Source organism: Streptomyces sp. NPDC085937, from assembly GCF_044540535.1.
Taxonomy (GTDB): Bacteria; Actinomycetota; Actinomycetes; order Streptomycetales; family Streptomycetaceae; genus Streptomyces.
Genome location: NZ_JBITSH010000022.1, coordinates 53,922 through 76,594, shown reverse-complemented (window position 1 = coordinate 76,594; position 22,673 = coordinate 53,922). Strand labels below are relative to the sequence as shown.

The following is a 22,673-nucleotide window of genomic DNA, read 5'->3' as shown; positions in this document are numbered from 1 at the left end:
GTGACGAAGACGGTCGAACGGCCGCCCGCCGTGCGGGTCCGGCCGGTGAAGGCGCCGTCCCCGGCGGGGGTCCGGAGGCGGCGCCGCCTCACCGACCACCTGCGCGCGTACGGCTTCCTCCTCGGCGGACTGATCTGCTTCGCGCTGTTCTCCTGGTACCCCGCGATCCGCGCCGTCGTGATCGCCTTCCAGAAGTACACGCCCGGCTCCGACCCCGAATGGGTCGGCACCGCCAACTTCACCCGCGTCTGGCAGGACCCCGAGTTCGCCGCCGCCTGGCGCAACACGCTCACCTTCACCCTTCTGGCCCTGCTGATCGGCTTCGCGATCCCCTTCGTGCTCGCCCTCGTGCTCAACGAACTCCGGCACGCCAAGGCGTTCTTCCGGGTCGTCGTCTACCTGCCGGTCATGATCCCGCCCGTGGTGAGCGCCCTGCTGTGGAAGTGGTTCTACGACCCGGGCGCCGGCCTCGCCAACGAGGCGCTGCGCTTCCTGCACCTGCCCACCTCGAACTGGTCCAACGGCGCCGACACGGCCCTGGTGTCCCTGGTGATCGTCGCCACCTGGGCCAACATGGGCGGCACCGTGCTCATCTACCTCGCCGCGCTCCAGTCCATCCCCGGCGAGCTGTACGAGGCCGCCGAGCTCGACGGCGCGAACCTGCTCCAACGCGTCCGGCACGTCACGGTCCCGCAGACCCGGTTCGTGATCCTCATGCTGATGCTGCTGCAGATCATCGCCACCATGCAGGTGTTCACCGAACCGTTCGTGATCACCGGAGGCGGCCCGGAGAACGCCACCGTCACCGTGCTCTACCTCATCTACAAGTACGCCTTCCTCTACAACGACTTCGGCGGCGCCTGCGCGCTCAGCGTGATGCTGCTCGCCCTGCTCGGCGCGTTCTCCGCCGTCTACCTCCGCCTCACCCGCTCCGGAGAGGAGGCCGCATGAGCAGCGGCACCCGCACCCTGGTCTCCCCGGCGGTCCTGGCCCGACCGCGCGGCAGGGCCGTCTACTGGACCGTCTTCACCGGAGTCGTCCTGTTGTTCGCCCTGGCGTTCCTGTTCCCCGTGTACTGGATGGCGACCGGCGCGATGAAGTCACCGGACGAGGTGGCCCGCACCCCTCCCACCCTCGTCCCCGAGAGCTGGAGCACCACCGGGTACGCGGACGCCTGGGAGCTGATGCAGCTGCCCACGCACCTGTGGAACACGGTGGTGCAGGCAGCCGGCGCCTGGATCTTCCAGTTGGTGTTCTGCACGGCCGCCGCCTACGCCCTGTCCAAGCTCCGCCCCGCCTTCGGCACCCTGATCCTCGGCGGCATCCTAGCCACGCTGATGGTCCCCGCCCAGGCCCTGGTCGTACCGAAGTACCTGACCGTCGCGGACCTCGGCCTGCTCAACGACCCGCTCGCCATCTGGCTGCCGGCCGTCGCCAACGCCTTCAACCTGTACCTGCTCAAGCGGTTCTTCGACCAACTGCCCAGGGACGTCCTGGAGGCCGCCGAGATCGACGGCGCGGGCAAGCTGCGCACCCTGTGGTCGATCGTGCTGCCCATGTCCCGACCGGTGCTCGGCGTGGTGTCGATCTTCGCGCTGGTCGCCGTCTGGCAGGACTTCCTGTGGCCGCTGATGGTGTTCTCCGACACCGACAAGCAGCCCATCAGCGTGGCCCTGGTGCAGCTGTCGCAGAACATCCAGCTGACCGTGCTGATCGCCGCGATGGTGATCGCCAGCATCCCCATGGTCGCGCTGTTCCTCGTCTTCCAGCGGCACATCATCGCCGGGATCAGCGCGGGCAGCACCAAGGGCTGACGCCGCACCCCCGTCCACAGAAGAGAGAAAGGCACCCACGTGGGACAGCCCACCCCTGCCACCGCCGACGCCTGGTGGCGCTCCGCCGTCATCTACCAGGTGTACGTCCGCAGCTTCGCCGACGGTGACGGCGACGGCACCGGCGACCTGGCCGGCGTCCGCGCCCGGCTGCCGTACCTCGCCGAACTGGGCATCGACGCCCTGTGGTTCAACCCCTGGTACCGGTCCCCGATGAAGGACGGCGGCTACGACGTCGCCGACTACCGCGCGATCGACCCCGCCTTCGGCACCCTGGCCGAGGCGGAGAAACTCATCGCCGAGGCACGGGAACTGGGCATCCGCACCATCGTCGACATCGTCCCCAACCACGTCTCCGACCAGCACCCCTGGTTCCGTGCGGCCCTCGCGGGCGGCCCCGAACGGGAACTGTTCCACTTCCGCCCCGGCCGTGGCGCCCACGGCGAACTCCCGCCCAACGACTGGCAGTCCGAGTTCGGCGGCCCCGCCTGGACCAGGCTGCCCGACGGTGACTGGTACCTGCACCTGTTCGCCCCCGAGCAGCCCGACCTCAACTGGGCGCACCCCGCCGTCCGCCAGGAGCACGAGGACATCCTGCGCTTCTGGTTCGAGCGGGGCGTCGCCGGCGTCCGCATCGACTCCGCCGCGCTGCTCGCCAAGGACCCCGAGCTGCCCGACTTCACCGAGGGCCGCGACCCGCACCCCTACGTCGACCGCGACGAGCTCCACGACGTCTACCGCGCCTGGCGGGCCGTCGCCGACGAGTACGGAGCCGTCTTCGTCGGCGAGGTCTGGCTCCCCGACACCGAACGCTTCGCCCGCTATCTGCGCCCCGACGAACTGCACACCGCGTTCAACTTCTCCTTCATGACCTGCCCCTGGGACGCCCCCCGGCTGCGCGCCTCCATCGACGAGACGCTGGCCGAGCACGCCCCGATCGGCGCCCCCGCCACCTGGGTGCTGTGCAACCACGACGTCACCCGCACCGTCACCCGCTACGGCCGCGCCGACACCGGTTTCGACTTCGCCACCAAGGCCTTCGGCACCCCCACCGACCTGACTCTGGGCACCCGCCGCGCCCGGGCGGCCGCCCTGCTGTCCCTCGCCCTGCCCGGCGCGGTCTACGTCTACCAGGGCGAGGAACTGGGGCTGCCCGAGGCCGACATCCCGCTCGACCGCATCGAGGACCCCATGCACGCCCGCTCCGGCGGCACCGACCCCGGACGCGACGGATGCAGGGTGCCACTGCCCTGGACCGCCGACGCCCCGCACGCCGGGTTCGGCGGCGAGCCCTGGCTGCCGCAGCCCGCCGGCTGGCCCGCGTACGCGGCCGACCGGCAGGCCCACGACCCCGGCTCCGTGCTCAGCCTCTACCGCGAGGCGATCCGCCTGCGGCCCGGGTTCGGCGACGAGCCCCTGACCTGGCTCCCCGCACCGGACGGCGTGCTCGCCTTCGCCCGCTCCGGCGCCTTGTGCGTCGTCAACCTCTCCGCCCGGTCCGTCGGCCTCCCCGCCCACACCGCGCTGCTCCTGGCCAGCGGCCCGCTCGACACCGCCGGGAGGCTGCCCCGCGACACCGCGGTCTGGCTGCGCGCCTGAACCGCGCCCCGTCTGTTCCCCGCCCCCACCATGAAGGGACCAGCACCATGACCACCCCCACCGTCAGAAGCGTGCCGGCGGCGGCCACGGCCGTCGCCCTCGCCGCCGGCCTGCTCGTCGCCCTCGCCCCCGCGCCCGCCCACGCCGCGGCCGGCGCCACCCTCCCGTTCACCTCCGTCGAGGCCGAGTCCGCCACCCACACCGGCGCTCGCATCGGCCCCGATCACACACAGGGCACCCTCGCCTCCGAGGCGTCCGGCCGCCAGGCGGTGCGGCTCGACGCGGGACAGCGGGTGGAGTTCACCGTGCCGCGCGCGGCCAACGCCGTGACCGTGGCGTACAGCGTCCCCGACGGCCGGGCCGGCTCGCTCGACGTGTACGTCAACGGGCAGCGGCTCGACCGGGCCCTGCCCGTCACCTCCAAGTACAGCTACGTCGACACCCCGTGGATCCCGGGCGCCCGCACCCACCACCTCTACGCCAACGCGCGCATGCTGCTCGGCCGGGACATCCGGGCCGGCGACACCGTCGCCTTCCAGGCCACGAACGTCCCTGTCACCGTGGACGTGGCCGACTTCGAGCAGGCGCCCGGCGCAGCCGCCCGCCCCTCCGGTTCCGTCTCCGTGACCGACAAGGGCGCCGACCCGACCGGGCAGGGCGACTCCACCCAGGCGTTCCGCGAGGCCATAGCCACCGCGCAGGGCGGGACCGTGTGGATCCCGCCGGGGGAGTACCGGCTGACCTCCTCGCTGAGCGGCGTCCAGAACGTCACCCTCCAGGGCGCCGGCCACTGGCACTCGGTGGTGCGCACCTCCCGCTTCGTCGACCAGGGCTCCTCGGCCGGTAACGTGCACATCAGGAACTTCGCGGTCATCGGCGAGGTCACCGAACGCGTCGACTCCAGCCCCGACAACTTCGTCAACGGCTCGCTCGGCCCGAACTCCACCGTCTCCGGCATGTGGCTCCAGCACCTCAAGGTGGGCCTCTGGCTGACCGGGAACAACGACAACCTGGTCGTCGAGAACAACCGCTTCCTCGACATGACCGCCGACGGCCTCAACCTCAACGGCAACGCCCGCGGTGTGAAGGTCCGCAACAACTTCCTGCGCAACCAGGGCGACGACGCCCTCGCCATGTGGTCGCTCAACGCGCCGGACGTCGGCAGCAGCTTCGAGAACAACACGATCACCCAGCCGAACCTCGCCAACGGCATCGCGATCTACGGCGGCACCGACATCACCGTCCGCGACAACCTCATCTCCGACACCAACGCCCTCGGCAGCGGCATCGCGATCTCCAACCAGAAGTTCCTCGACCCCTTCCACCCGCTGTCCGGCACCATCACCGTCGACGGCAACACCCTGGTGCGCACGGGCGCGATGAACCCCAACTGGAACCACCCGATGGGCGCCCTGCGCGTCGACTCCTACGACAGCGCCATCGACGCGCAGGTGCGGATCACGAACACCACGATCACCGACAGCCCTTACAGCGCCTTCGAGTTCGTCTCCGGCGGCGGGCGCGGTCTCGCGGCGCGGAACATCACCGTCGACGGCGCCACCGTGAACCGGGTGGGGACGGTCGTCGTGCAGGCGGAGACGCAGGGCGCGGCCACCTTCCGGAACGTCACCGCGACCGGCGTCGGCTCGGCCGGGATCTACAACTGCCCCTACCCGGCCGGCTCCGGCATCTTCACCGTCACCGACGGCGGCGGCAACTCCGGGTGGAACAGCACCTGGTCGGACTGCGCGAGCTGGCCGCGCCCCGGCGAGCAGAACCCCCAGCCCGACCCGGACCGCAACCTCGCCCTGGGCCGCCCGGCGACCGCCACCGGCTCCCAGGACGTGTACACCCCCGGCAAGGCGGTCGACGGGGACGCGAACACGTACTGGGAGTCGGCCAACCACGCCTTCCCGCAGTCCCTGACGGTCGACCTCGGCGCCGCCCGGACCGTGCGGCGGGTGGTGCTGAAGCTGCCGCCGCAGGCCGCGTGGCAGGCCCGCACCCAGACCCTGTCCGTGCAGGGCAGCACGGACGGCTCCGCGTACACGACGCTGGCCGCCGCGCGCGAGTACCGCTTCGACCCCGCGACCGGCAACACGGTGACCGTCCCGGTCGACGGCACCCTGCGCCACCTGCGGCTGCACGTCACCGGCAACAGCGGCTGGCCGGCCGCCCAGTTCGGCGAGGTGGAGGTCTACGTGTCCTGACCCCCGGGGCAGGCGGGCGGGGTCAGCGGCTGACCAGCAACCCCCGCCCGCGCAGCACCCGCCGCTCCAGCGGGCTGAAGATCAGCAGGTCGATGGCGATGCCGACGAGCAGGATCAGCAGGATGGCCAGGAACACCTGCGGCATGCTGCTGTTGTTGCGCCCGTTCTCCAGCAACTGCCCGAGACCCACGCCGAGATCGGGGGAGGAGGCGATGATCTCGGCGGCCATCAGCGAGCGCCAGGAGAACGCCCAGCCCTGTTTGAGTCCGGCCAGGTAACCGGGGAGCGCGGCGGGCATCACGATGTACCGGGCCCCGCGCAGCCCGGTCGCGCCCAGGGTGCGACCGGCGCGCAGGAACAGCGGCGGGATCTGGTCGATGCCCGCCACCAGGCCGTTGGCGATGGACGGGACGGCGCCGAGCAGGATGACGGCGAACATCATCGAGTCGTTCAGGCCCAGCCAGATCACCGCGGGCGGCACCCAGGCGACCGAGGGCAGCGACTGCAGCCCCGACAGGACTGGGCCGATGGCCGCCCGGACGAAACTCACCCGGGCCACCAGCAGCCCCAGCGGGGTGCCGATGGCCAGCGCCAGCAGGAAGCCGAGCAGGCCGCGTGAGACGGACGTCCAGATGTAGTCGAGCAGCTTCCCCCGCAGCCAGGCGGTGCGCAGCTCGGCCCACACGTCGGAGGGGGAGGCGAGTTTGTACGCGGGCGCGACCTCCGCCCACACCAGGACCTGCCACACCACCAGCACCAGGAGGACGGCGGTGACCGGCGGCAGCACCTTGCGGAGCAGGGTCTGGCGCAGCGGTGTGCGGACGGTCCGAGCGGAGTCCAGCGCGTCGAGACCGGCCTCGAGACCCGCGAGGTCGTCCGGGTCCTGGGGTGCGGCGGCGTCCTTGGTGAGGCCGGTCTTCTCAGTGCTGGCCATGGCGGCGGATCTCCCCACGCAGTTCTTCGGTGATCTCGGCGGACAGCTCGGCGACGGCGCCGTCCTCGAGGCGGCGCGGCTGCGGCAGGTCCACCGTCCACTGCCGGGCGATGCGGCCCGGCCGCGACGACAGCAGCACGACGCGCTGGGCGAGCCGCACCGCCTCGCGCACGTTGTGGGTGACGAACAGCACCGACAGGCCCGTCTCGCGCCAGATCCGGGTGAGTTCGTCGTGCAGGACGTCCCGGGTGATGGCGTCGAGCGCGGCGAACGGCTCGTCCATCAGCAGCAGCCGGCTGTCCTGGGCGAGCGCGCGGGCCAGCGCCACGCGCTGGCGCATGCCGCCGGACAGCTCGTGCACCCGTTTGCCGTGCGCGTCCTTCAGGCGCACCAGCTCCAGCAGCCGCTCCGCCTCCTGACGGCGCTCCGGCTTGCCCACCCCGCGCAGTTTCAGGGCGAGTTCGATGTTCTTGCCCGCGGTCAGCCACGGGAACAGGGCGTGCTCCTGGAACATCAGGGCCGGCCTGCCGTCGGTGCCGATGGTGCCGGCGGACGGCCGGTCCAGTCCCGCGACCAGGTTGAGCAGGGTGGACTTGCCGCAGCCGGAGGCACCCAGGAGGGTGACGAACTCGCCGGGGGCGACATCGAGGGTGATGTCGTCCAGCACGAGCTGCCGTCCGCCGGGCGTGCCCGGTGCGGGAAAGGACTTCGAGACGTGCTCGACCCGTGCGGCGTACCGCGCCGCCTTGATGTCCTCGGCCGTCCCGGCCATCGTGGTGGCCATGGTCGTCACCTCCTGGGGTCTCGTCGGGTGCGGGGTCGTCAGCGGACGCCGAGCCCGGCGTCGTCGACCGCGGGCCTGCCCTCGGCCCTGAGGACCTTGTTGAGCGGCGCGAGGTCGTAGATGCCCTTCAGGTCGGGCTTCTCCAGCAGACCGGCCGACACCGCGTGCTCCGCCTGGGCGTCGAGGGTCGAGGCCAGCGGGTCGTCGAGGAAGGCGATGGACTTCCACGCCGGGTCGATCACCTCGGCCGGCAGGGCCTTGCCGGACAGCTTCTCCAGCGCCTTGTTCGCGGAGGCCTTGGCCTGGTCCGGATGGGCGTTGATCCACTCGTTGGTCTTCACCGAGCCGCGCAGCACGGCCTCGACGACGTCCGGGTGCTCCTTCAGGAAGGTCTGCGACACGATGATGTTGGTGATCACGAACTTCTTGTCCGGCCAGATGTCGGACTCGTCGAGCAACACCTTCGCGCCGTCCGCGACGAGCTTGGACGCGGTGGGCTCGGGCACCCAGGCGCCGTCGAGGGAGCCGGACTTGTAGGCGTCCGGGGTGATCTTGTTGTCGCTGCGGACGACGGAGACGTCACCCTTGCCGCTCTGCGCGTCGACCTTCCAGCCCTTCTCGGCGATCCAGTGCAGGAACGCGACGTCCTGGGTGTTGCCGAGCTGCGGGGTGGCGATCTTCTTGCCCTTGAGGTCGTCCAGGGTCTTGATCTTGTCCGGGTTCACCACGAGCTTCACGCCGCCGGACGCGGAACCGCTGATGATGCGCAGGTTCTTGCCCTGGGACTTGGTGTAGCCGTTGATGGACGGCGAGGGGCCGATCCAGCCGATGTCGATGGACCCGGCGTTCAGCGCCTCGATCTCGGACGGCCCGGCGTTGAACGTCGACGCCTTGATCTTGGTGCCGCCCAGCTCCTTCTGGAGCAGGCCCTCCTGGACGCCGACCAGGGCGGTGGCGTGCGTGAGGTTGGGGAAGTAGCCGATCTTCACCTCGGAGGCGGACAGCTTCTCGGCGCCGGCCGCGACCTCCGCCTTCGGGGCGTCGTCGGCGGCGTCGGATCCGTAGCCGCAGGCGGTGAGCAGGAGCGGGAGGGCCGCTGCGGCGGCGACGGTGCGCAGGATGGTGAGCGGTCGTGCGGCAGACACGGAGGTGTCCTCTCGGAGGAAGAAGGATCGGGACGTTGCCGGCGTACGGGCGTGGGCCCAGGGGCGTGCGCCCGCGCGACCGTCGGGCCGGCCTCCGGACGGGGGAGGCGGGCGCGGGTTCGGTGTGCGGGTGCCGGTGCGGGCGCAGGGAGCGGGTGGAGGGGCGGAGCCGGTCGCGGATGCGGTACCGGCGCGGCCTCAGGCCGGCCGACAGATGGCGCTGGACGTGCGGCCGAAGTCGATGTGGCGGCGGGAGGTCAGCAGGAGCAGCGCGACGACGGCGTACGGACGCGTGGTCATGGCCTCCCCCTACGGAACCCTAGTTTTCCTACCTGGCTGATAGGGATCGTGGCAGAAAGCAGTCCCCACCCCAAGAGGCAGCTCATATGACGGACGCCGGCTTCTCACATGGCGAGAAACTCCTGGTCGGACGGCTGGGTCAGGGGTTCACCCAGGCCGTGGGAGCGTCCGCCAACTCGGCGACCCCGGCGGGAAGCTGCGCGGACGCCACATCGGCGAGGGACACGCCTTCCAGGATCTGGCGCACATTGGACCGCAGCGCGATCCACAGCGGGAGCAGCGACTCGGCGGGACCCGTATAGGACAGCTCCGGCGGACGGACACCGCGCACCGAGACCAGCGGCCCCTCCACGACGCGGATGACGTCGGCGATGCTGATCGAGTCCGCGGGCTTCGCCAGCCGGTACCCGCCGTTGCCGCCGCGCTGGCTGACCACGAGGCCGCCCCGGCGCATGTCGTTCAGGATGCTCTCGAGGAACTTGTGCGGAATCTCCTGCGCGTCGGCGATCGCCTCGGCCTTGAGCGGCCCGTCGTCCCCGGACGACGCGAGTTGCAGCGCGGCACGTACCGCGTAGTCCGCCCTGGCTGAGATCCGCATGCGGTCATTATCCCGTACGGCCTCCGCCGCACTCCACCCGCCGTCCGCCGCGCGCGGCCGGGACGTCAGCCGAGCGCCTGCACTGCGTACAGGGTGCCCACGGCGGTGGCCAGCCCGCCCAGCAGCAGGCGCAGGCCGGTCTCGGGCAGCCGCGGCTGCAGAACGGCCCCCAGGTACCCGCCGGCCAGGCCCCCGAGCCCGCAGGCCAGGCCGAGGTACCAGTCCGGCGCCACGTCGCCCGTGCCCGCCAGGGACAGCAGGGCGAACACGGCGGCGCCGGCCACGGAGGTGACGAACGTCGAGGCCAGCGCGGCCGGCGCCACCCGCGCCACGGACATGCCCCGCCCCACCAGCAGGGGCCCGAGCAGTGAGCCGCCGCCGATGCCGTAGATCCCGCCGACCACCCCGACCGCCAGGGCCAGTCCGGTCACCGTCCGCGGCGAGGGCTCCGCCTCCGCCACCGGACGGGAGGGGCGGAGGGTGCGCCGCACGAGCCAGAGGCCCAGCGGCACCAGCAGCACGGCGATCAGCAGCCGGAACACGGTGGCCCCCGGGACCGCGAACACCCGTACGGCTGCGCCGGCCGCCACACCGGGCAGGGTGCCGCTCACCAGACGGCGGGTCAGCGGGTCGCGCAGCAGCCCCGCCCGGTGGTGCCGCAGCAGCGCCCCCGGCCCGGCCACCACGTTGAACAGCAGATTGGTGGGGGTGACCGCCGGACTCGGCACGCCGAGCACGCTCAGCTGCACCGGCAGCAGGAACACCGCGCCCGACACGCCCGCCGGCGTGGTCATCACCGAGATGACCAGGCCCGCGGCCAGCCCGGCGAGTCCGGTGGACCAGTTCACGAGACGTCCTGGAGCAGGGCCCCCGGCTCACCCGGGGGGGTCAGGCGGGCAGCACGAACGGAGGGTGGGCGCCGTTGAGGAAGTAGTCCCCGACGTCGCGCAGCCGGTGGGCGACGGGCTCGTACAGCGTATGCGTGCGGGCGTTGCGCCAGAAGCGGTCGAAGCCCAGCCGGGCGGACGCGGAGCGCGGACCGATGATGTCCAGCGCGCGGGTGGTCGACTCCTGCGCCGCCCGGGAGGCCGCGGTCTCGGCCATGGACACCAGCGCGGACACGTCCGCGTACTCGTCGTAGGTCAGCTCCTCGCCGCGCTCCAGCCCGTGCCGTACGGCGTCCAGCGCCTGGTCGCACAGCGCGGACGCGGAGCGGGTGAGGACGGTGAGCTCGCCGTACGCGGTCAGCACCTGCGGGTCGTCGGGCGAACCGGCCGACGGGACGGGCTGCCAGGGCCGGTGGCCGGCCCTGCTGTAGTCACGCACCTCTGCCAGCACCCCTTCGGCCATGCCGAGCAGCAACTGCGCGGAGAAGAGCCGGCCGACGGGCGCGGCCAGGGCGGCCCGGGGGACCAGGTGGTCCTCGTCCGCGGACAGCGAGCCGAGGATGTCGTCGCCGCCCACCGGCACGTCGTCGAACTCCACGCTGCCGCCGGCCGCGAGCCGCTGCCCGAAGGTGTCACCGGCCGCGTCGACCACGACACCCGGGCGGGCCGGGTCCACCACGACGGCCAGCGGCTCACCCGTGTCCCCGCGCACCGCGCGCACGGCGACGCGGTCGGCCACCAGCACCCCGGTCGGGTAGCTCTGACGGCCGCCGAGCACGAGGCCCCGGGACGTCCGGGACAGCGTCAGCGGCGGCTCCTGCGGGGCGAACCCGCCGCCCCAGCACCACTGCTCGGCCGCGGAACGCTCCGCCGTCCGCAGGGCCACCTCGGGGTCCGCGAAGAACCGGGCGCTCCATGACAGGAAGTAGTGCGAGCCGAGGAGCTGCCCTATGGCGCCGTCGGCCGTGGAGATCTCCCGGACGACCGCGTACGCCGTGGCCCAGTCCGCGCCGCCCCCGCCCGGCCCGGCCGGCGCCGGCAGGGTCAGCAGCCCCGCCTCCCGCAGCCGGGACACCTCGTCGAGGGGTGCCTTGCCTGCCTGTTCCCTGATCACGGTGTCCGTGGCCAGGTCGTCCGCCGCCTCGCGCGCCACACGCAGCCAGTGCGCCCGTCCGGTCGGGGCGGGTTCGGCCGGGGGTGCGGGGCGGGTCGGCGCGGCGGCAGGGCACATGGCGGTGCTCTCCTCAGGATCGGCCGCGGGATGCGGCGTGGGGGCTTTCCTGCTGATCGGGGACGTACTTGTAGCCGATGCTCCGGACGGTGACGATGCGGCGCCGGTGCGCCGCGCCCAGCTTGCGGCGCAGCCGCGCGACGTGGACGTCCACCGTCCGGCCGTCGCCGACGTGGTCGTAGCCCCAGACGGCCGCGACCAGCCGCTCCCGCGACTGCACCAGGTGGGGGCGCCGCACCAGGTGCGCCAGCAGCTCGAACTCCAGGTATGTCAGGTCGAGTTCGCGTCCGTCGACCTCGGCGACGCGGCGAGCGGTGTCGACGCGGACGGCGTCGTCGGCCGGCTGCCGCACGGGCGTCGCGTCGTCGGCGGCCACGAGGCGGAACTCCGGACGCGGCCGGTCCTTGACGAAGAGTTCGGTGGGGTCGGTGCCCCGGGGGACCAGCAGGAGGTAGCCGACGAGCGGGGCGGACGCGGTCTCCTCGACGTCCTGCCGCACGGCGTCGGCCACCAGGTGGAGGTGGCGCGCGTCGGGCAGCGAGGCGCGGAGCGGGGCGGTCGGGTGCGGAAGAGCCGTGGTCATGGCGGTGGTCCCTCGGAGAAGGTGTCGGGGCCCCGGTGGACGCGGGGGGTGGTGCGTGCGGCCGGGGAGGGGTGGGCCGGAGGGCACGGGCGGCGGTGCGGGCCGTGCCTTACGCGCGACAGCAGGCGGCGCTGACGACGTGACCGAAGTCGACATGCCGACGACGTACGAGTCGTAGCTGCGTGAGGGACATGGTCCTCATGCTGCGCACCCCCCGAGGACACCGTCAAGCTTTCCCTAGTAATTCTGTAGGAAAAGGGGGGAACGTCTCACATGCTGAGCGGACGAGCCCGCTCCCCGGGACCCCGAGTCCGGTCCGAGCGGCGGCCGAGTGGACCTGACGGTCCGTTGACACTGTCGAACGGTGCGTGTTTGCATCCCGCCATGCCACCGCTGGAACCCCTGACGCGCCGCCGCACCGTGGACCTGGTCCGCGTGGCCTCGGCGCTCTGTCGGCTCCCCGGCTGAACCGGCGCGCTCCCGCATCCCTCGTCCCTGCCGCTCCCGCCGTTGCGTCGGGGTCGGCGGACGCCTGCTCCCGCCGGTCCGCCGGGCTGGGCCGTCACCTGCTCCCGCCGGTCCGCCGGACTCGGCGGGCGCCTCCCGCTGCTCCGGCCCGCCACGCCCCGTCACCTCCCGGCCCTACGACGACCAGGACCCCGCCATGCCCACATCCGCCGCGTCTTCCTCCCACCCCGACGAAACCGCCTACGACCGGCACCGGCTGCGCCAGTGGCTCGCCGGGGAGGCGAGGGCGGACGGGGTGAGCCGACGCCGTCTGCTCACCCTGCTCGCCGCCACCGGTGCCGCCGGCGCGCAGCCCCTGTCCGCGCCGGCCCACGCCGCCGCCGGCGACACCATCGTCAAGCCGCTGCCGCCCGAGAAGTTCGTCCGCCGCGGCACCAACGCCGAGACCCGCTGGGAGGCCCTGCGCGGAACCGGCCACCACACCCCCAACGACCTGTTCTTCGTACGCAACCACACGGCCACGCCCGCCCTTCGGGCGCACGACTGGCGGCTGCGGCTGTGGGGGAGCGGGCTGCGAGGCGGGCCCGCCGAGGACAGGGCGATCGAGTTCGGGTACGACGACCTGCGCAGGCTGCCGTCCGTCACCCGCACCGCGTTCGTCGAGTGCGCCGGCAACGGACGCAGCGGCTACACCACCCAGCAGGGTGAGACGGTCGGCGGCACGGCCTGGACACAGGGCGCGATCGGTGTCGCCCGCTGGCGGGGCGTGCCCCTGTCGACCGTCCTGCGCCGGGCGGGCCTGTCGCCGTACGCCGTGGACGTGCAGCCGCGCGGACTGGACGCCGAGTACGTCAGCGGCGGGGAGAACCTCGGCCGGGTGCGCCGGCCGCTGCCGCTGTCCAAGGCGCTGCACGACGTCCTGCTCGCCTACGAGATGAACGGCGAGCCGCTGCCACCGGACCACGGCCACCCGGTGCGGGTGCTGGTGCCCTCCTGGGTGGGGATCGCGTCGATCAAGTGGGTCGGCGACATCGAGGTGTCCCGGCAGCCGCTCTTCTCGCCCTGGAACACCACCTTCTACCGGCTGTTCGGCCCCGCCCACCCCGAGGGCGGCAGCGCGCCGCTGACCCGGCAGACCCTCAAGAGTGCCTTCGAACTGGCGAGCGGCGCCACGTTCCCGGCGGGCCGGAGCCAGGTGCTGCGCGGCCGCTCGTGGTCGGGAGCCGGTCCCGTCGCGCGGGTCGACGTCAGTACCGACGGCGGGGCGAGCTGGCGGCCGGCCCGGCTGGACGAACGGCCGCGTCCCGACACCTGGACTCGGTGGTCCGTCGACTGGAAGCCCCGCACCCGGGGGACGACCCAGCTGCTGGCCCGCGCCACCGACACGGCCGGCCGCACCCAGCCGGACGTCTCCGTGTTCAACACCGAGGGCTACCTGTTCGACGCGGTGGTACGGCACGAGGTGACCGTGGTCTGACCCGCGCGCCGCGCGCGCCTTCCCGATGCGGGCCCCCGCACCCCCTCTCACGTGTTGAGACGTCCGGTGCGGGGGCCTGCGGCCCTCTTGACGCGGGCGGTGTCCGCCCCGAGACTCCTGTACGGGAATCCTAGTGAATCAGTAGGGAATCGCGATGGGTCATGCTGCTCCGGACCTCGGCGGGGACACCGTGCGTGTCGCCCTCGGGCAGCTGCCCCTGCTGACGTCCCGTCGCCACATCGACCTCGTGCGGGTGTGCGGCGCGACGGGCGCCCCGGACGACACCGCCCCCGCGCGCCGCTGAGCCCCCTTTCCTCGCGCCCTTCCCGCCCTCACGCTCCGACACCGCATCCCGGCCGGGCCCGACGGCCCCCGCGTGCGCCACGCCACGCCCGTACGCCCCGTCACCGAGCACCCTGGGAGACGCATGTCCGCCACATCCCCGACCGCCGTGCCGCCGTTCCGGGGCCGGATCGGCGACGACCCGCACAGCGGGTACTACGCCGCTCCGTACCGCTACCGGCTCCACCTTTCGCCCGCCTGCCCGCACTGTCTGCAGATCGCGGTCACCCACAGCCTGCTCGGCCTCGACGACGTCCTTCCCGTGACGCCGCTGCCCGCCGTGCCCGACACGCCCGACGGCGGACACCGGGCGCTGCGGCCGCTGTACGAGGCCGGTGCGCACCTGTACCCGGGCCCTGCGCTGGCGCCGGTCCTCCACGACAACTGGACCGGCACGATCGTCAGCACCCACGCCCCCGACATCCTGCGCGACCTGGCCCGGCGGTTCGGCGGTCACGGACCCGCGCTGTACCCGCGGGGCACCGACGAGGCCCTGGCGGCCGTCGAACGGCTCTGCGAGCGGGGCGTGGACGCGACCGCCCAGCGGGCCGGCCTGCACGGCGGCGACCGGGCGGAGCGTGACACCGCGTCGGCCACCCTGCTGCGGGCGCTGGACGTGCTGGAGCTGCGGCTCACCTCCCGGCGGTACGTCCTCGGCGACGACCTCACGCTCGCCGACGTCCGGCTGTGGGTGACGCTGGTGCAGCTGGACACCGTGCACCGTCACCACCTCGACGCGGCGGCGGTGCACCGGATCACCGAACACCCGCGTCTGTGGGCGTACGCCCGGCGACTGACCGCACACCCCGCCTTCGGCCGCCACCTCGACCTGGACGGCATCGCCCGCAGGCACCACGCCCACTGCCGGGGCACGGAGGCGGCCGGCGCGGCGGTGCCGATCATGGACTGGGCGGCGTACGTCTGTCTGGAGGCGGCGGAGCCGACGCGCAGGTCCGGCTGACACCGGTCGGCCGGGGTCGCCGCGCCGGCCGGGGCCCGGACCCTCGGCGGCCCGGCCCTTCAGGCGGCCCGGCGCCGCCCGGCGTCCCGCCCCCGGCACGCGTGCCGCATCCGCCGCCCGCCCCGCAGCCGACGGCGGTCCCGCCTCCGGACCCCGCCTTCGGCCGGCTCGGGGGAAGACGGTGCCGGTTCGCCCGAGCCGGGCAGATCACCGGCCGGACCGACCACGGGGGCGGTGACCGCGCGCCCCGACGGCCGCCCGACCCGCCGACGCGGAAACCGTCGTCCCGTCCCGTCGGCGGCACCGGCCGCCGACTCCCGCGCCCGCCGCACGGCGACTGTCGCTCCCGTCCCCCCGGGACCCGGCGCCTGCACCCTCACGGCCTCGGACGCCTGCGCACCCACCACAACCCGAGCCGACTCCCGCACCTGCGCCGCCGCGGCACCCGGCACCCGCGACCCCACCGCCACACCGACCCGCGCTCCTGCCGACTCCCGCTTCCGCACGTCCACCGAGCCGGCCGCCGGCGTCCGTCCGGGCGCCGTCACCCGCGAGTCGGCCGGGGCCGCCGTCCACGCATCCGCCGCGACCGCCGTCTGCGGGCCCGCCGTGTCAGCGGCAGCCGCCTCGGCCCGGTCCGCCGGCTCCTGGGTCACACGTGACAGCACCACCACTCCCCACGAAGCGAACCCCGCCCCGGTCAGCCCCAGAAGGATGCCCGTCGCGCCGCCGCGCAGCTGTTCGCCGAGGAGGCCGAGGCCGATGACCGCCGCCGCGAGGGGGTTGGCCAGGGTGACCACCGCGAGCGGCGCTCCGAGGCCGCCCCGGTAGGCGGTCTGGGCGAGCAGCAGGCCGCCCGCCGCGAACACGGCCACCAGCAGGGCCACGCCGATCACGCGGACGTCGAGGAGCGGTCCGGTCCGGTCGGTCGCCGCGACCGTCACCGTCTGGGTCAGCGCGGACGCGACCCCCGACGCGATGCCGGACGCGGTCGCGTGACGCAGGCCTGGCCGGGTGCCCGGCCAGGACAGCAGGCCGATCAACGACGTCGTACCGCCCGCGACGGCCAGCGCCTCCGGCACGCTCAGCACGTCGTCGGGCGCGGGACCGGACGCCGTGGCCAGGATCGCCGCGAGTCCGGCCAGGGTGAGGGCCGTGCCCCGCCACTCAGCGACGCTCACCCGCCGCCCCGCCATCCGCGCCCCCAGCGGCACCGCGGCGACCAGGGTGAGCGCGCCGAGCGGCTGCACCACGGTCAGCGGGCCGTACTTGAGGGCGACGACGTGCAGCAGCGCGGCCAGGGCGTTCAGCGTGACCGCGCCCCACCAGGCGCCGCTGCCCAGCAGCCGCAAGGCGCCGGCGCCGGCGCTGCGCGAGGCCAGCCGGACCTGGGCCACGGCGGCGACGGCGTAGGCGACGGCGGAGACGAGGGACAGCAGAACGGCCACCAACAGGGCGCTCATCGGCCCGCTCCCACCAAGGAGTGGCGGCGTACCGGCCGGCGGGGCCGGATCCGGGTCGCGGCGAGGACGGGCCGCGGACGGCGCAGCACCGCGAGGGCGAGGCCCAGCAGCGCCGCCGCCGCGAGCGCGTCCAGCCAGAAGTGGTTGGCGGTGCCCACGATCACCAGCAGGGTCAGCAGCGGGTGCAGCAGCCACAGCCACCGCCACACCGACCGGGTGGCGGCGATCAGTCCGACGGCCACCATCAGCGCCCAGCCGAAGTGCAGCGAGGGCATCGCGGCGAACTGGTTCGACACCTGGTCCGCGCCCGGCGGGCCGTAGACCGACGGCCCGTACAGCCGCGCGGTGTCCACGAGACCGGTGGCCGGGAGCATGCGCGGCGGCGCCAGCGGATACGTCAGGTGCAGCGCCAGCGCCGCCGCGGTGAGCGCCGCCAGCACCCGCCGGGCCCAGACGTAGTGGCCGGGCCGGCGCAGATAGAGCCACACCAGGAAGGCCACCGTGGCGGGGAAGTGCACGGCCGCGTAGTAGGTGTTCGCGATCTGCGCGAGGGTGTCGCCGTGCAGCAGCGGGGACTGGAGGGCCCCCTCGCCGGGCAGGCCGAGGGCGCGCTCCAGGTCCCAGACCTCACGGCCGTTGCGGAAGGCTTCGGCGGTGTGGCCCGCCGCCAGCTGCCGGCCGAGCTTGTAGACGAGGAACAACCCCGCCACCAGCAGCAGTTCACGGATCACGGGCGGGCGCCCGCGGGTACCCGGTTCCGGCGGTTCGGACTCCTCGCGCGCGTGCATTCCCCCGGCCCCTTCGCTGACGGTGGTGCTGTCTGGTGCAGTCGGAGCTGCTGACTCGGGGACCGGGTCCAGCTCATCGGTGCCGACCGTATCGAGACGCGAACGTACCGATACGGCTGAGTACCGATACGCCAGTGTACCGATACGTTCGCGTACCGGTACACTCGTGTTCCGATCGCGTACGACACACCCCGACGTACGACACACCCCGAGGCACGACACACTCCGTCGAGGGAGAGGGAGCCGATGACGTCGCAGGACGCGGACCGGCCCGGACCGGTCGGAACCTCGCGCCGCTCCAAGATCACGCCCGAGCGTGAGCGGGAGTTCTTCGACGCCGTGCTGAACCAGATCCGCGAGTGCGGCTACGACGCGGTCACCATGGAGGGCGTCGCCGCCAGCACACGCTGCAGCAAGTCGACGCTCTACCGGCAGTGGCGGACCAAGCCGCAGTTCGTCGCCGCCGCCCTGCGCTCCAGCCGGCAGGCGCGGTTCGCCCGGATCGACACCGGCAGCCTCGCCGGGGACCTGCGGGAGACGGCCCGCCGCGCGGGGGAGTGGTCACCGAAGGACGCCACGCTGCTCCAGGCCCTCGGCCACGCGGTCGTCCAGGACCGGGAGCTGGCGCAGGCGCTGCGGGAGGCGCTGGTCGACCCGGAGATCGCCGCGCTGCGGGAGATCCTCGGGCGCGGGGTCGAGCGCGGCGAGGTCGCCGCGGACAACGCGGCGCTGGAGTACATCCCGGCGCAGATCTTCGGGGTGCTGCGGGTCCGGCCCATGCTGGAGGGCCGCAACGCCGACCCGGAGTACGTGGTGCGCTTCGTCGAAGCCGCCGTGCTGCCGGCCCTCGGGCTGGAATGAGACCCGGGCCCCGCCGGTCAAGGGGACGACCGGACGGAGGCCCGAGACGCGCCGCACCGTGGGGACGGGGGCGGCGCCACCCGGCCGGGTGGGACACCTCTTGAGCGGAGGGGTGCCCCACCCGGCCGTCGTTGTGAGGGACGGTCAGACGTCCTGGCCGCTGCCGCCGCCCTTCGACACCGCGATGCCCTCGGTGATCTCGTCGAGGACCTTCTGCCCCTGATCGGTGTCGACGCCGCAACGCACCACGACGATCTGCCGCGGTTGGGCCGGGGACGGGAAGGCGAGGGACTGCACGTAGCCGTCGGAGCCCTTGCTGGTGACCGCCTTCCAGCGGACCAGGTACCCCTTCTGCCCGGCCACCGTCACCGCCTTGGAGGCGAGGACGTCGTGCGAGGCGATCCGCCCGTACGAGTCGCCGCCGTAGCTCTCCTCGGCGTTCGCCGCGATGTCCGCCTTGGCGACCTCCTCGGCGCCGGCACCGCGGGTGCCCAGCGCCACGGCCGGCGCCGAGTACGCCCCGCCCTTCGTGCAGGTGCTCGACGTGTCGCCGGGGCAGTCGTAGGTGTCCTTCGACGTCACCGCCGCGCCCACCTGGAGCTCCTCGCCGTACCAGCCCTCGGGGACGGGCAGGCTGATCCCGCTCAGCGCGTCGGTCACCGACCCGCTCTCGACCCGCGGCGGCTCGTCGCCGTCCGCCCCCGGCTCGTCGCCCTCGGGGCCGTCCGGGGCACCCTCGGGCGGCGCGCCCCGGTCGCCGTCCTGTCCGCGCTGCTGCGAGGTGGAGGTGGTCCGGTCCCCGCCGTCGTCGGTCAGCGCGTACACGCCGACACCGATGCTCGCCAGGACGGCGGCGGCCACCACGACGGCTATCCCGGTGCGCACCCCGCGCCCCCGCCCGGGCGGCGGCGCGGCCGGGTACGCCGGGTAGGGGGGATACCCCGCGGTGGCCTCGGCCCCCGGCCCCGGCGGAGCCCAGGCGGTGGTCTCGTCCGCCGCGTCGTCACGGGCCGCCGGCCGGATCCGGTCCGTCCAGGCCGCGCCGTCCCACCAGCGCTCGGTGGCCGGTCCGTCTTGCGTCTGCCCGGGGTCGGGATACCACCCGGGAGGAGTCACCTGCGTCATGCCCCCACCGTATGAGGCGACGGTGAAAGCCGGATGAGAGAGTCCCCGCGCGCCCGGCGCCGCCCCCTTACCCGTTCGGCGCCGCCCGCGTCAACGGGCCGTCCGGGAACAGCTGTTGACCGACGGGTCCCTGGTGAGAGGCTGCCCGCGTCGACTCCCCGTACCCGGTGTCACTCGTCACGGCAACACGTGCGTCGAGCGGGCTCCGCTCGGCCGGACGGAGGACTACGCTCGGGTCCCGTACGTCATTCGGGCGACTCGGGGAGGTAGCGGGATGACGGAGGTACGGCCCCCGGCGGCACCCTCGGCCGCCCTGTGGGAGCGGGACGAGGAACTCGCCGCCATCGCGGAGGCCGTCGACGTCCTGTGCGCCGACCGCTCCTCGCCGGGCACGCTGATGGTGCTGCGCGGCGAGGCGGGACTCGGCAAGACCGCCCTGCTCGCCGAGACCCGGCGCATCGCCGAACGGCGCGGCTGCACCGTCTGGTCCGCCCGCGGCGGCGAGACCCTGCGCACGGTGCCGTTCAACGTGGTGCGCCAACTCCTGCAGCCCGCACTGGTGTCGCTGCTGCCCGAGGAGGCCCGCGAGTACCTCGGCGACTGGTACGGCATAGCCGGCCCCGCCCTCGGCATCACGGACCCGGGCGACGGGCACGCCGACCCGCAGGGCGTGTGCGAGGGTCTGGTCGCCGCCGTGCGCCGGCTCGCGCGCCGGGACTGGCCGCTGGTCCTCCTCGTCGACGACGCCCACTGGGCCGACCAGGAGACCCTGTACTGGCTCGCCGCCTTCGCCGAGCGCCTCGCCGACCTGTCCGTGCTCGTGGTGGTGGCCCGCAGGCCCGGCGAGATCTCCGGCGTCAGCGCCCGTCACCTGGACGCGGTCGCCGCCGCGGCCGACCGCCCGGTCACCAACCTCAGCGCCCTCACCCCCGAGGCGGCGGCCGGACTCACCCGCGCCACCCTGGGGGAGAACGCCGACGCCGCGTTCTGCCGCGAGGTGTGGGCCGTCACCGGCGGCAACCCCTACGAGACCGTCGAACTCCTCGCCAAGGTCCAGGACAGCGAGCTGGAGCCGGTCGAGGCGCACGCGGGCGAGCTGCGCGAACTCAACCGCTCCGCCCGCGGCGGCGGCCTCGTCGCCCGCCTGGAGGAACTCGGCATAGACGCCACCCGGTTCGCCTGGGCCGCCGCGATCCTCGGCGACGGCATCACCGTCGACCTGGTGGCCCGGCTCGCCACCCTCGTCCCCGACGACGCCGTCCGCTGCGCCGAACGTCTGCGCAGCGCCCGCATCCTCACCGTCCCCGACCCGGCCGCCGCCGGCCGCACCGGGCAGGCCGAGCTGGAGTTCGTGCACCCGCTGATCGCCACCGCCGTCTACAACTCCATCCCCGACGCCCTGCGCCGGGCCATGCACGGCATCGCCGCCCGGATCGTCACCGACTCCGGGCGCGGCGCCGCAGCGGCCGCCCGCCACCTCCTCGAAGTGCACCCGGACGACGACGAGGAACTCGTCTGGCAGTTGCGTGAGGCAGCCCGCGAGCACCTCGCCGTCGGCGCCCCGGACGCCGCCCGCCGCTGCCTGGAGCGCGCCCTGGAGGAGCCGCCCCGGCCCGAGGTGCACGCGCACGTCCTGTACGAACTGGGCAGCGCCACCTTCCTGACCGCACCCGCCCGCACCATCGGCCATCTGCGCACCGCCCTCGGCATGCCCGGCCTGGACGGCGACCGCCGGCTGGACGCCGTGATCCGCCTCTCCCAGGCCCTGCTCCACAACGACCAGATGGAGGAGGCCGTCCGCACCGTCGAGGCGGAGGCCGCCCGGCTGCCCGCCGGACCCGCCCGGATGCGGCTCCAGGCCGTGCAGTTCATGTGGGAAGGGGTGCACGCGGGCGAGACCATCACACCGGGCCGCTCCGAACGCCTGGCCGAGCTCGCCGCCACCTGCACCGGCCGCGACAACTCCGAGCGCGCGCTGCTGATCCTGCGCGGCTTCGACGGCATGATGCGCGGGGAGAACGCCGAGGAGATCGTCGAGATCTGTGACCGAGCCCTGGTCAACGGCCGGCTCGCACCGGGCCTCGGCTGGACCGACTCCGAGTGGGGCGTCGAACTGCTGCTGATGCTGGCCAGCAGCTACGCCTACACCGACCGCCTCGACCGCGCCGAGAGCTTCTTCAGCGAGGCCCTGCAGGCCTACGACACGGCGGGCTGGAGCGGCGGCCACCTGGTCCTCGCCCACGCCTACGTGGGTCTCGCGCACCGCAGGCGGGGCCGGCTGGAGGCCGCGGAGACCTCCCTGCGCGAATCGCTGCGCCACGCCGAACGCGTCGGCCGCGGACTGCCGTTGTACTGGACGGCCACCTGCAACCTGGTCGACACCCTGCTCGCCCGCGGCCACGTCGACGAGGCATGGGCCGTGGCGGAACGGCACGGCTTCGCGCCGCCCTACCCGTCCACCGTCGTACTGCCCGACCCGCGCTCGGTGCGCGGCAGGCTGCTGCTGGCCGTGGGCCGCACCAAGGACGGCGTCAACGAACTGGAGGCGGCGGAGAAGGCCGCCGCCGCGCGCGGCCACCAGAACCCGGTGCACGTCTTCGGCGCCGCCGACCTCGCCCGCGCGCTCGCCGCCGAGGACCCCGCCCGGGCGGCCCGGCTCGCCGTCGACGTACGCCGCCGCGCCGAACGCCTCGGCACCGACACCGCGATAGGGGAGGCCCTGCGGGTCGCCGCCGCCCTGGAGACCGGCCAGCGCGCGGTGCGGCTCGCCGCCCGGGCGGTCACCTACCTGGAGTCCTCGCCCTGCCAGTACGAACACGCCGCGGCCCGCATCGAGCACGGCACCCTCGCCCGCTCCGTGCCCGACCTGGAGCGGGGCCTGGCACTGGCCCGCTCCTGCGGCGCGGACGGCCTGGTGGAACAGGCCCGCACCGAACTGGCCACGTACGCCGGCCTCCGGTAACCGTCCATCCCTCGCGTCCTTCCCCGCCGGCGCCCGACGGGCCGTGGTGCAGGCCGAGTCGGCCGCCGGGCCGCCCCTGCGTAGAGGGCCGGATCGTCGTGGTGGCCGTGCGCCACCAGCACG

The 22,673-nt window shown here is 73.8% G+C and carries 19 protein-coding genes and 1 pseudogene; 9 read left to right on the top strand and 11 right to left on the bottom strand.

Translation table 11 applies throughout. The annotated features are described in order from the left end of the window. From ACIF8S_RS31550 to ACIF8S_RS31535, 4 genes are read left to right on the top strand one after another with little or no spacing between them, the layout of a single operon-like run. Nucleotides 1-951, top strand: a complete 951-nt coding sequence (locus tag ACIF8S_RS31550) for a carbohydrate ABC transporter permease (RefSeq protein ID WP_400003753.1) — start codon at nt 1-3, stop codon at nt 949-951. Beyond that, nucleotides 948-1,814, top strand: a complete 867-nt coding sequence (locus tag ACIF8S_RS31545; RefSeq protein ID WP_400003751.1) for a carbohydrate ABC transporter permease — start codon at nt 948-950, stop codon at nt 1,812-1,814. The genes ACIF8S_RS31550 and ACIF8S_RS31545 overlap by 4 nt, the downstream gene beginning before the upstream one ends. Before the next feature lie 39 nt (nt 1,815-1,853). Next, complete coding sequence (locus tag ACIF8S_RS31540; RefSeq protein ID WP_400003749.1) at nt 1,854-3,431, top strand: glycoside hydrolase family 13 protein; 1,578 nt, start codon at nt 1,854-1,856, stop codon at nt 3,429-3,431. A gap of 47 nt (nt 3,432-3,478) precedes the next feature. After that, nucleotides 3,479-5,641, top strand: coding sequence for a discoidin domain-containing protein (locus tag ACIF8S_RS31535; RefSeq protein ID WP_400003747.1), 2,163 nt, complete (start codon nt 3,479-3,481; stop codon nt 5,639-5,641). Nucleotides 5,642-5,663: 22 nt separating this feature from the next. On the opposite strand, the gene ACIF8S_RS31530 is transcribed toward ACIF8S_RS31535, so the two are convergent. From ACIF8S_RS31530 to ACIF8S_RS31495, 8 genes are all read right to left on the bottom strand, one after another. After that, a complete protein-coding gene (locus tag ACIF8S_RS31530; protein ID WP_400003745.1) occupies nt 5,664-6,575 on the bottom strand; it encodes an ABC transporter permease in 912 nt (303 codons plus the stop codon). Continuing rightward, nucleotides 6,562-7,359 carry an ABC transporter ATP-binding protein gene (locus ACIF8S_RS31525; protein WP_400003744.1) on the bottom strand — a complete coding sequence of 266 codons (798 nt, stop codon included), beginning with the start codon at nt 7,357-7,359 and terminating at the stop codon, nt 6,562-6,564. Before ACIF8S_RS31525 ends, ACIF8S_RS31530 begins: the two co-directional genes overlap by 14 nt. A gap of 38 nt (nt 7,360-7,397) precedes the next feature. Beyond that, on the bottom strand, nt 7,398-8,504 hold the full coding sequence (locus tag ACIF8S_RS31520; RefSeq protein WP_400003742.1) for an aliphatic sulfonate ABC transporter substrate-binding protein: 1,107 nt from the start codon (nt 8,502-8,504) through the stop codon (nt 7,398-7,400). A gap of 198 nt (nt 8,505-8,702) precedes the next feature. Then, nucleotides 8,703-8,804, bottom strand: a complete 102-nt coding sequence (locus ACIF8S_RS31515) for a putative leader peptide (RefSeq protein ID WP_400003741.1) — start codon at nt 8,802-8,804, stop codon at nt 8,703-8,705. 139 nt (nt 8,805-8,943) lie between these two features. After that, entirely contained in the window at nt 8,944-9,402 is a 459-nt protein-coding gene (locus ACIF8S_RS31510) for an RrF2 family transcriptional regulator (protein ID WP_400003739.1), read from the bottom strand. Nucleotides 9,403-9,467: 65 nt separating this feature from the next. Beyond that, complete coding sequence (locus tag ACIF8S_RS31505; protein ID WP_400003737.1) at nt 9,468-10,250, bottom strand: TSUP family transporter; 783 nt, start codon at nt 10,248-10,250, stop codon at nt 9,468-9,470. A gap of 40 nt (nt 10,251-10,290) precedes the next feature. After that, entirely contained in the window at nt 10,291-11,520 is a 1,230-nt protein-coding gene (locus ACIF8S_RS31500; RefSeq protein ID WP_400003735.1) for an acyl-CoA dehydrogenase family protein, read from the bottom strand. A gap of 13 nt (nt 11,521-11,533) precedes the next feature. Then, nucleotides 11,534-12,103, bottom strand: a complete 570-nt coding sequence (locus ACIF8S_RS31495) for a winged helix-turn-helix domain-containing protein (RefSeq protein ID WP_400003733.1) — start codon at nt 12,101-12,103, stop codon at nt 11,534-11,536. A 664-nt stretch (nt 12,104-12,767) separates the two neighbouring features. Here ACIF8S_RS31495 and ACIF8S_RS31490 point away from each other — a divergent pair. The 3 genes from ACIF8S_RS31490 (at nt 12,768) to ACIF8S_RS31480 (ending at nt 15,351) form a co-directional block, all read left to right on the top strand. Beyond that, nucleotides 12,768-14,048, top strand: coding sequence for a sulfite oxidase (locus ACIF8S_RS31490; RefSeq protein WP_400003731.1), 1,281 nt, complete (start codon nt 12,768-12,770; stop codon nt 14,046-14,048). A 154-nt stretch (nt 14,049-14,202) separates the two neighbouring features. After that, on the top strand, nt 14,203-14,352 hold the full coding sequence (locus tag ACIF8S_RS31485; protein WP_400003729.1) for a putative leader peptide: 150 nt from the start codon (nt 14,203-14,205) through the stop codon (nt 14,350-14,352). Nucleotides 14,353-14,475: 123 nt separating this feature from the next. Further along, on the top strand, nt 14,476-15,351 hold the full coding sequence (locus tag ACIF8S_RS31480) for a glutathione S-transferase C-terminal domain-containing protein (RefSeq protein WP_400003727.1): 876 nt from the start codon (nt 14,476-14,478) through the stop codon (nt 15,349-15,351). A gap of 557 nt (nt 15,352-15,908) precedes the next feature. Here ACIF8S_RS31480 and ACIF8S_RS31475 read toward each other — a convergent pair. Together ACIF8S_RS31475 and ACIF8S_RS31470 are read right to left on the bottom strand one after the other, a co-directional pair. Further along, nucleotides 15,909-16,814: pseudogene (locus tag ACIF8S_RS31475) on the bottom strand (hypothetical protein); the annotation flags it as partial. Continuing rightward, complete coding sequence (locus ACIF8S_RS31470) at nt 16,811-17,602, bottom strand: phosphatase PAP2 family protein (RefSeq protein WP_400003726.1); 792 nt, start codon at nt 17,600-17,602, stop codon at nt 16,811-16,813. The pseudogene ACIF8S_RS31475 and the gene ACIF8S_RS31470, both read right to left, overlap by 4 nt. A gap of 246 nt (nt 17,603-17,848) precedes the next feature. On the opposite strand from ACIF8S_RS31470, the gene ACIF8S_RS31465 reads away from it, so the two are divergent. Beyond that, nucleotides 17,849-18,463 (top strand): TetR/AcrR family transcriptional regulator C-terminal ligand-binding domain-containing protein, encoded by a 615-nt coding sequence (locus ACIF8S_RS31465; RefSeq protein WP_400003725.1) that lies wholly within the window; start codon nt 17,849-17,851, stop codon nt 18,461-18,463. Nucleotides 18,464-18,607: 144 nt separating this feature from the next. Here ACIF8S_RS31465 and ACIF8S_RS31460 read toward each other — a convergent pair whose 3' ends face one another. Further along, on the bottom strand, nt 18,608-19,588 hold the full coding sequence (locus ACIF8S_RS31460; protein WP_400003723.1) for a DUF2510 domain-containing protein: 981 nt from the start codon (nt 19,586-19,588) through the stop codon (nt 18,608-18,610). A 274-nt stretch (nt 19,589-19,862) separates the two neighbouring features. On the opposite strand from ACIF8S_RS31460, the gene ACIF8S_RS31455 reads away from it, so the two are divergent. Beyond that, entirely contained in the window at nt 19,863-22,550 is a 2,688-nt protein-coding gene (locus ACIF8S_RS31455; RefSeq protein ID WP_400003722.1) for an ATP-binding protein, read from the top strand. Nucleotides 22,551-22,673 lie beyond the last annotated feature (123 nt).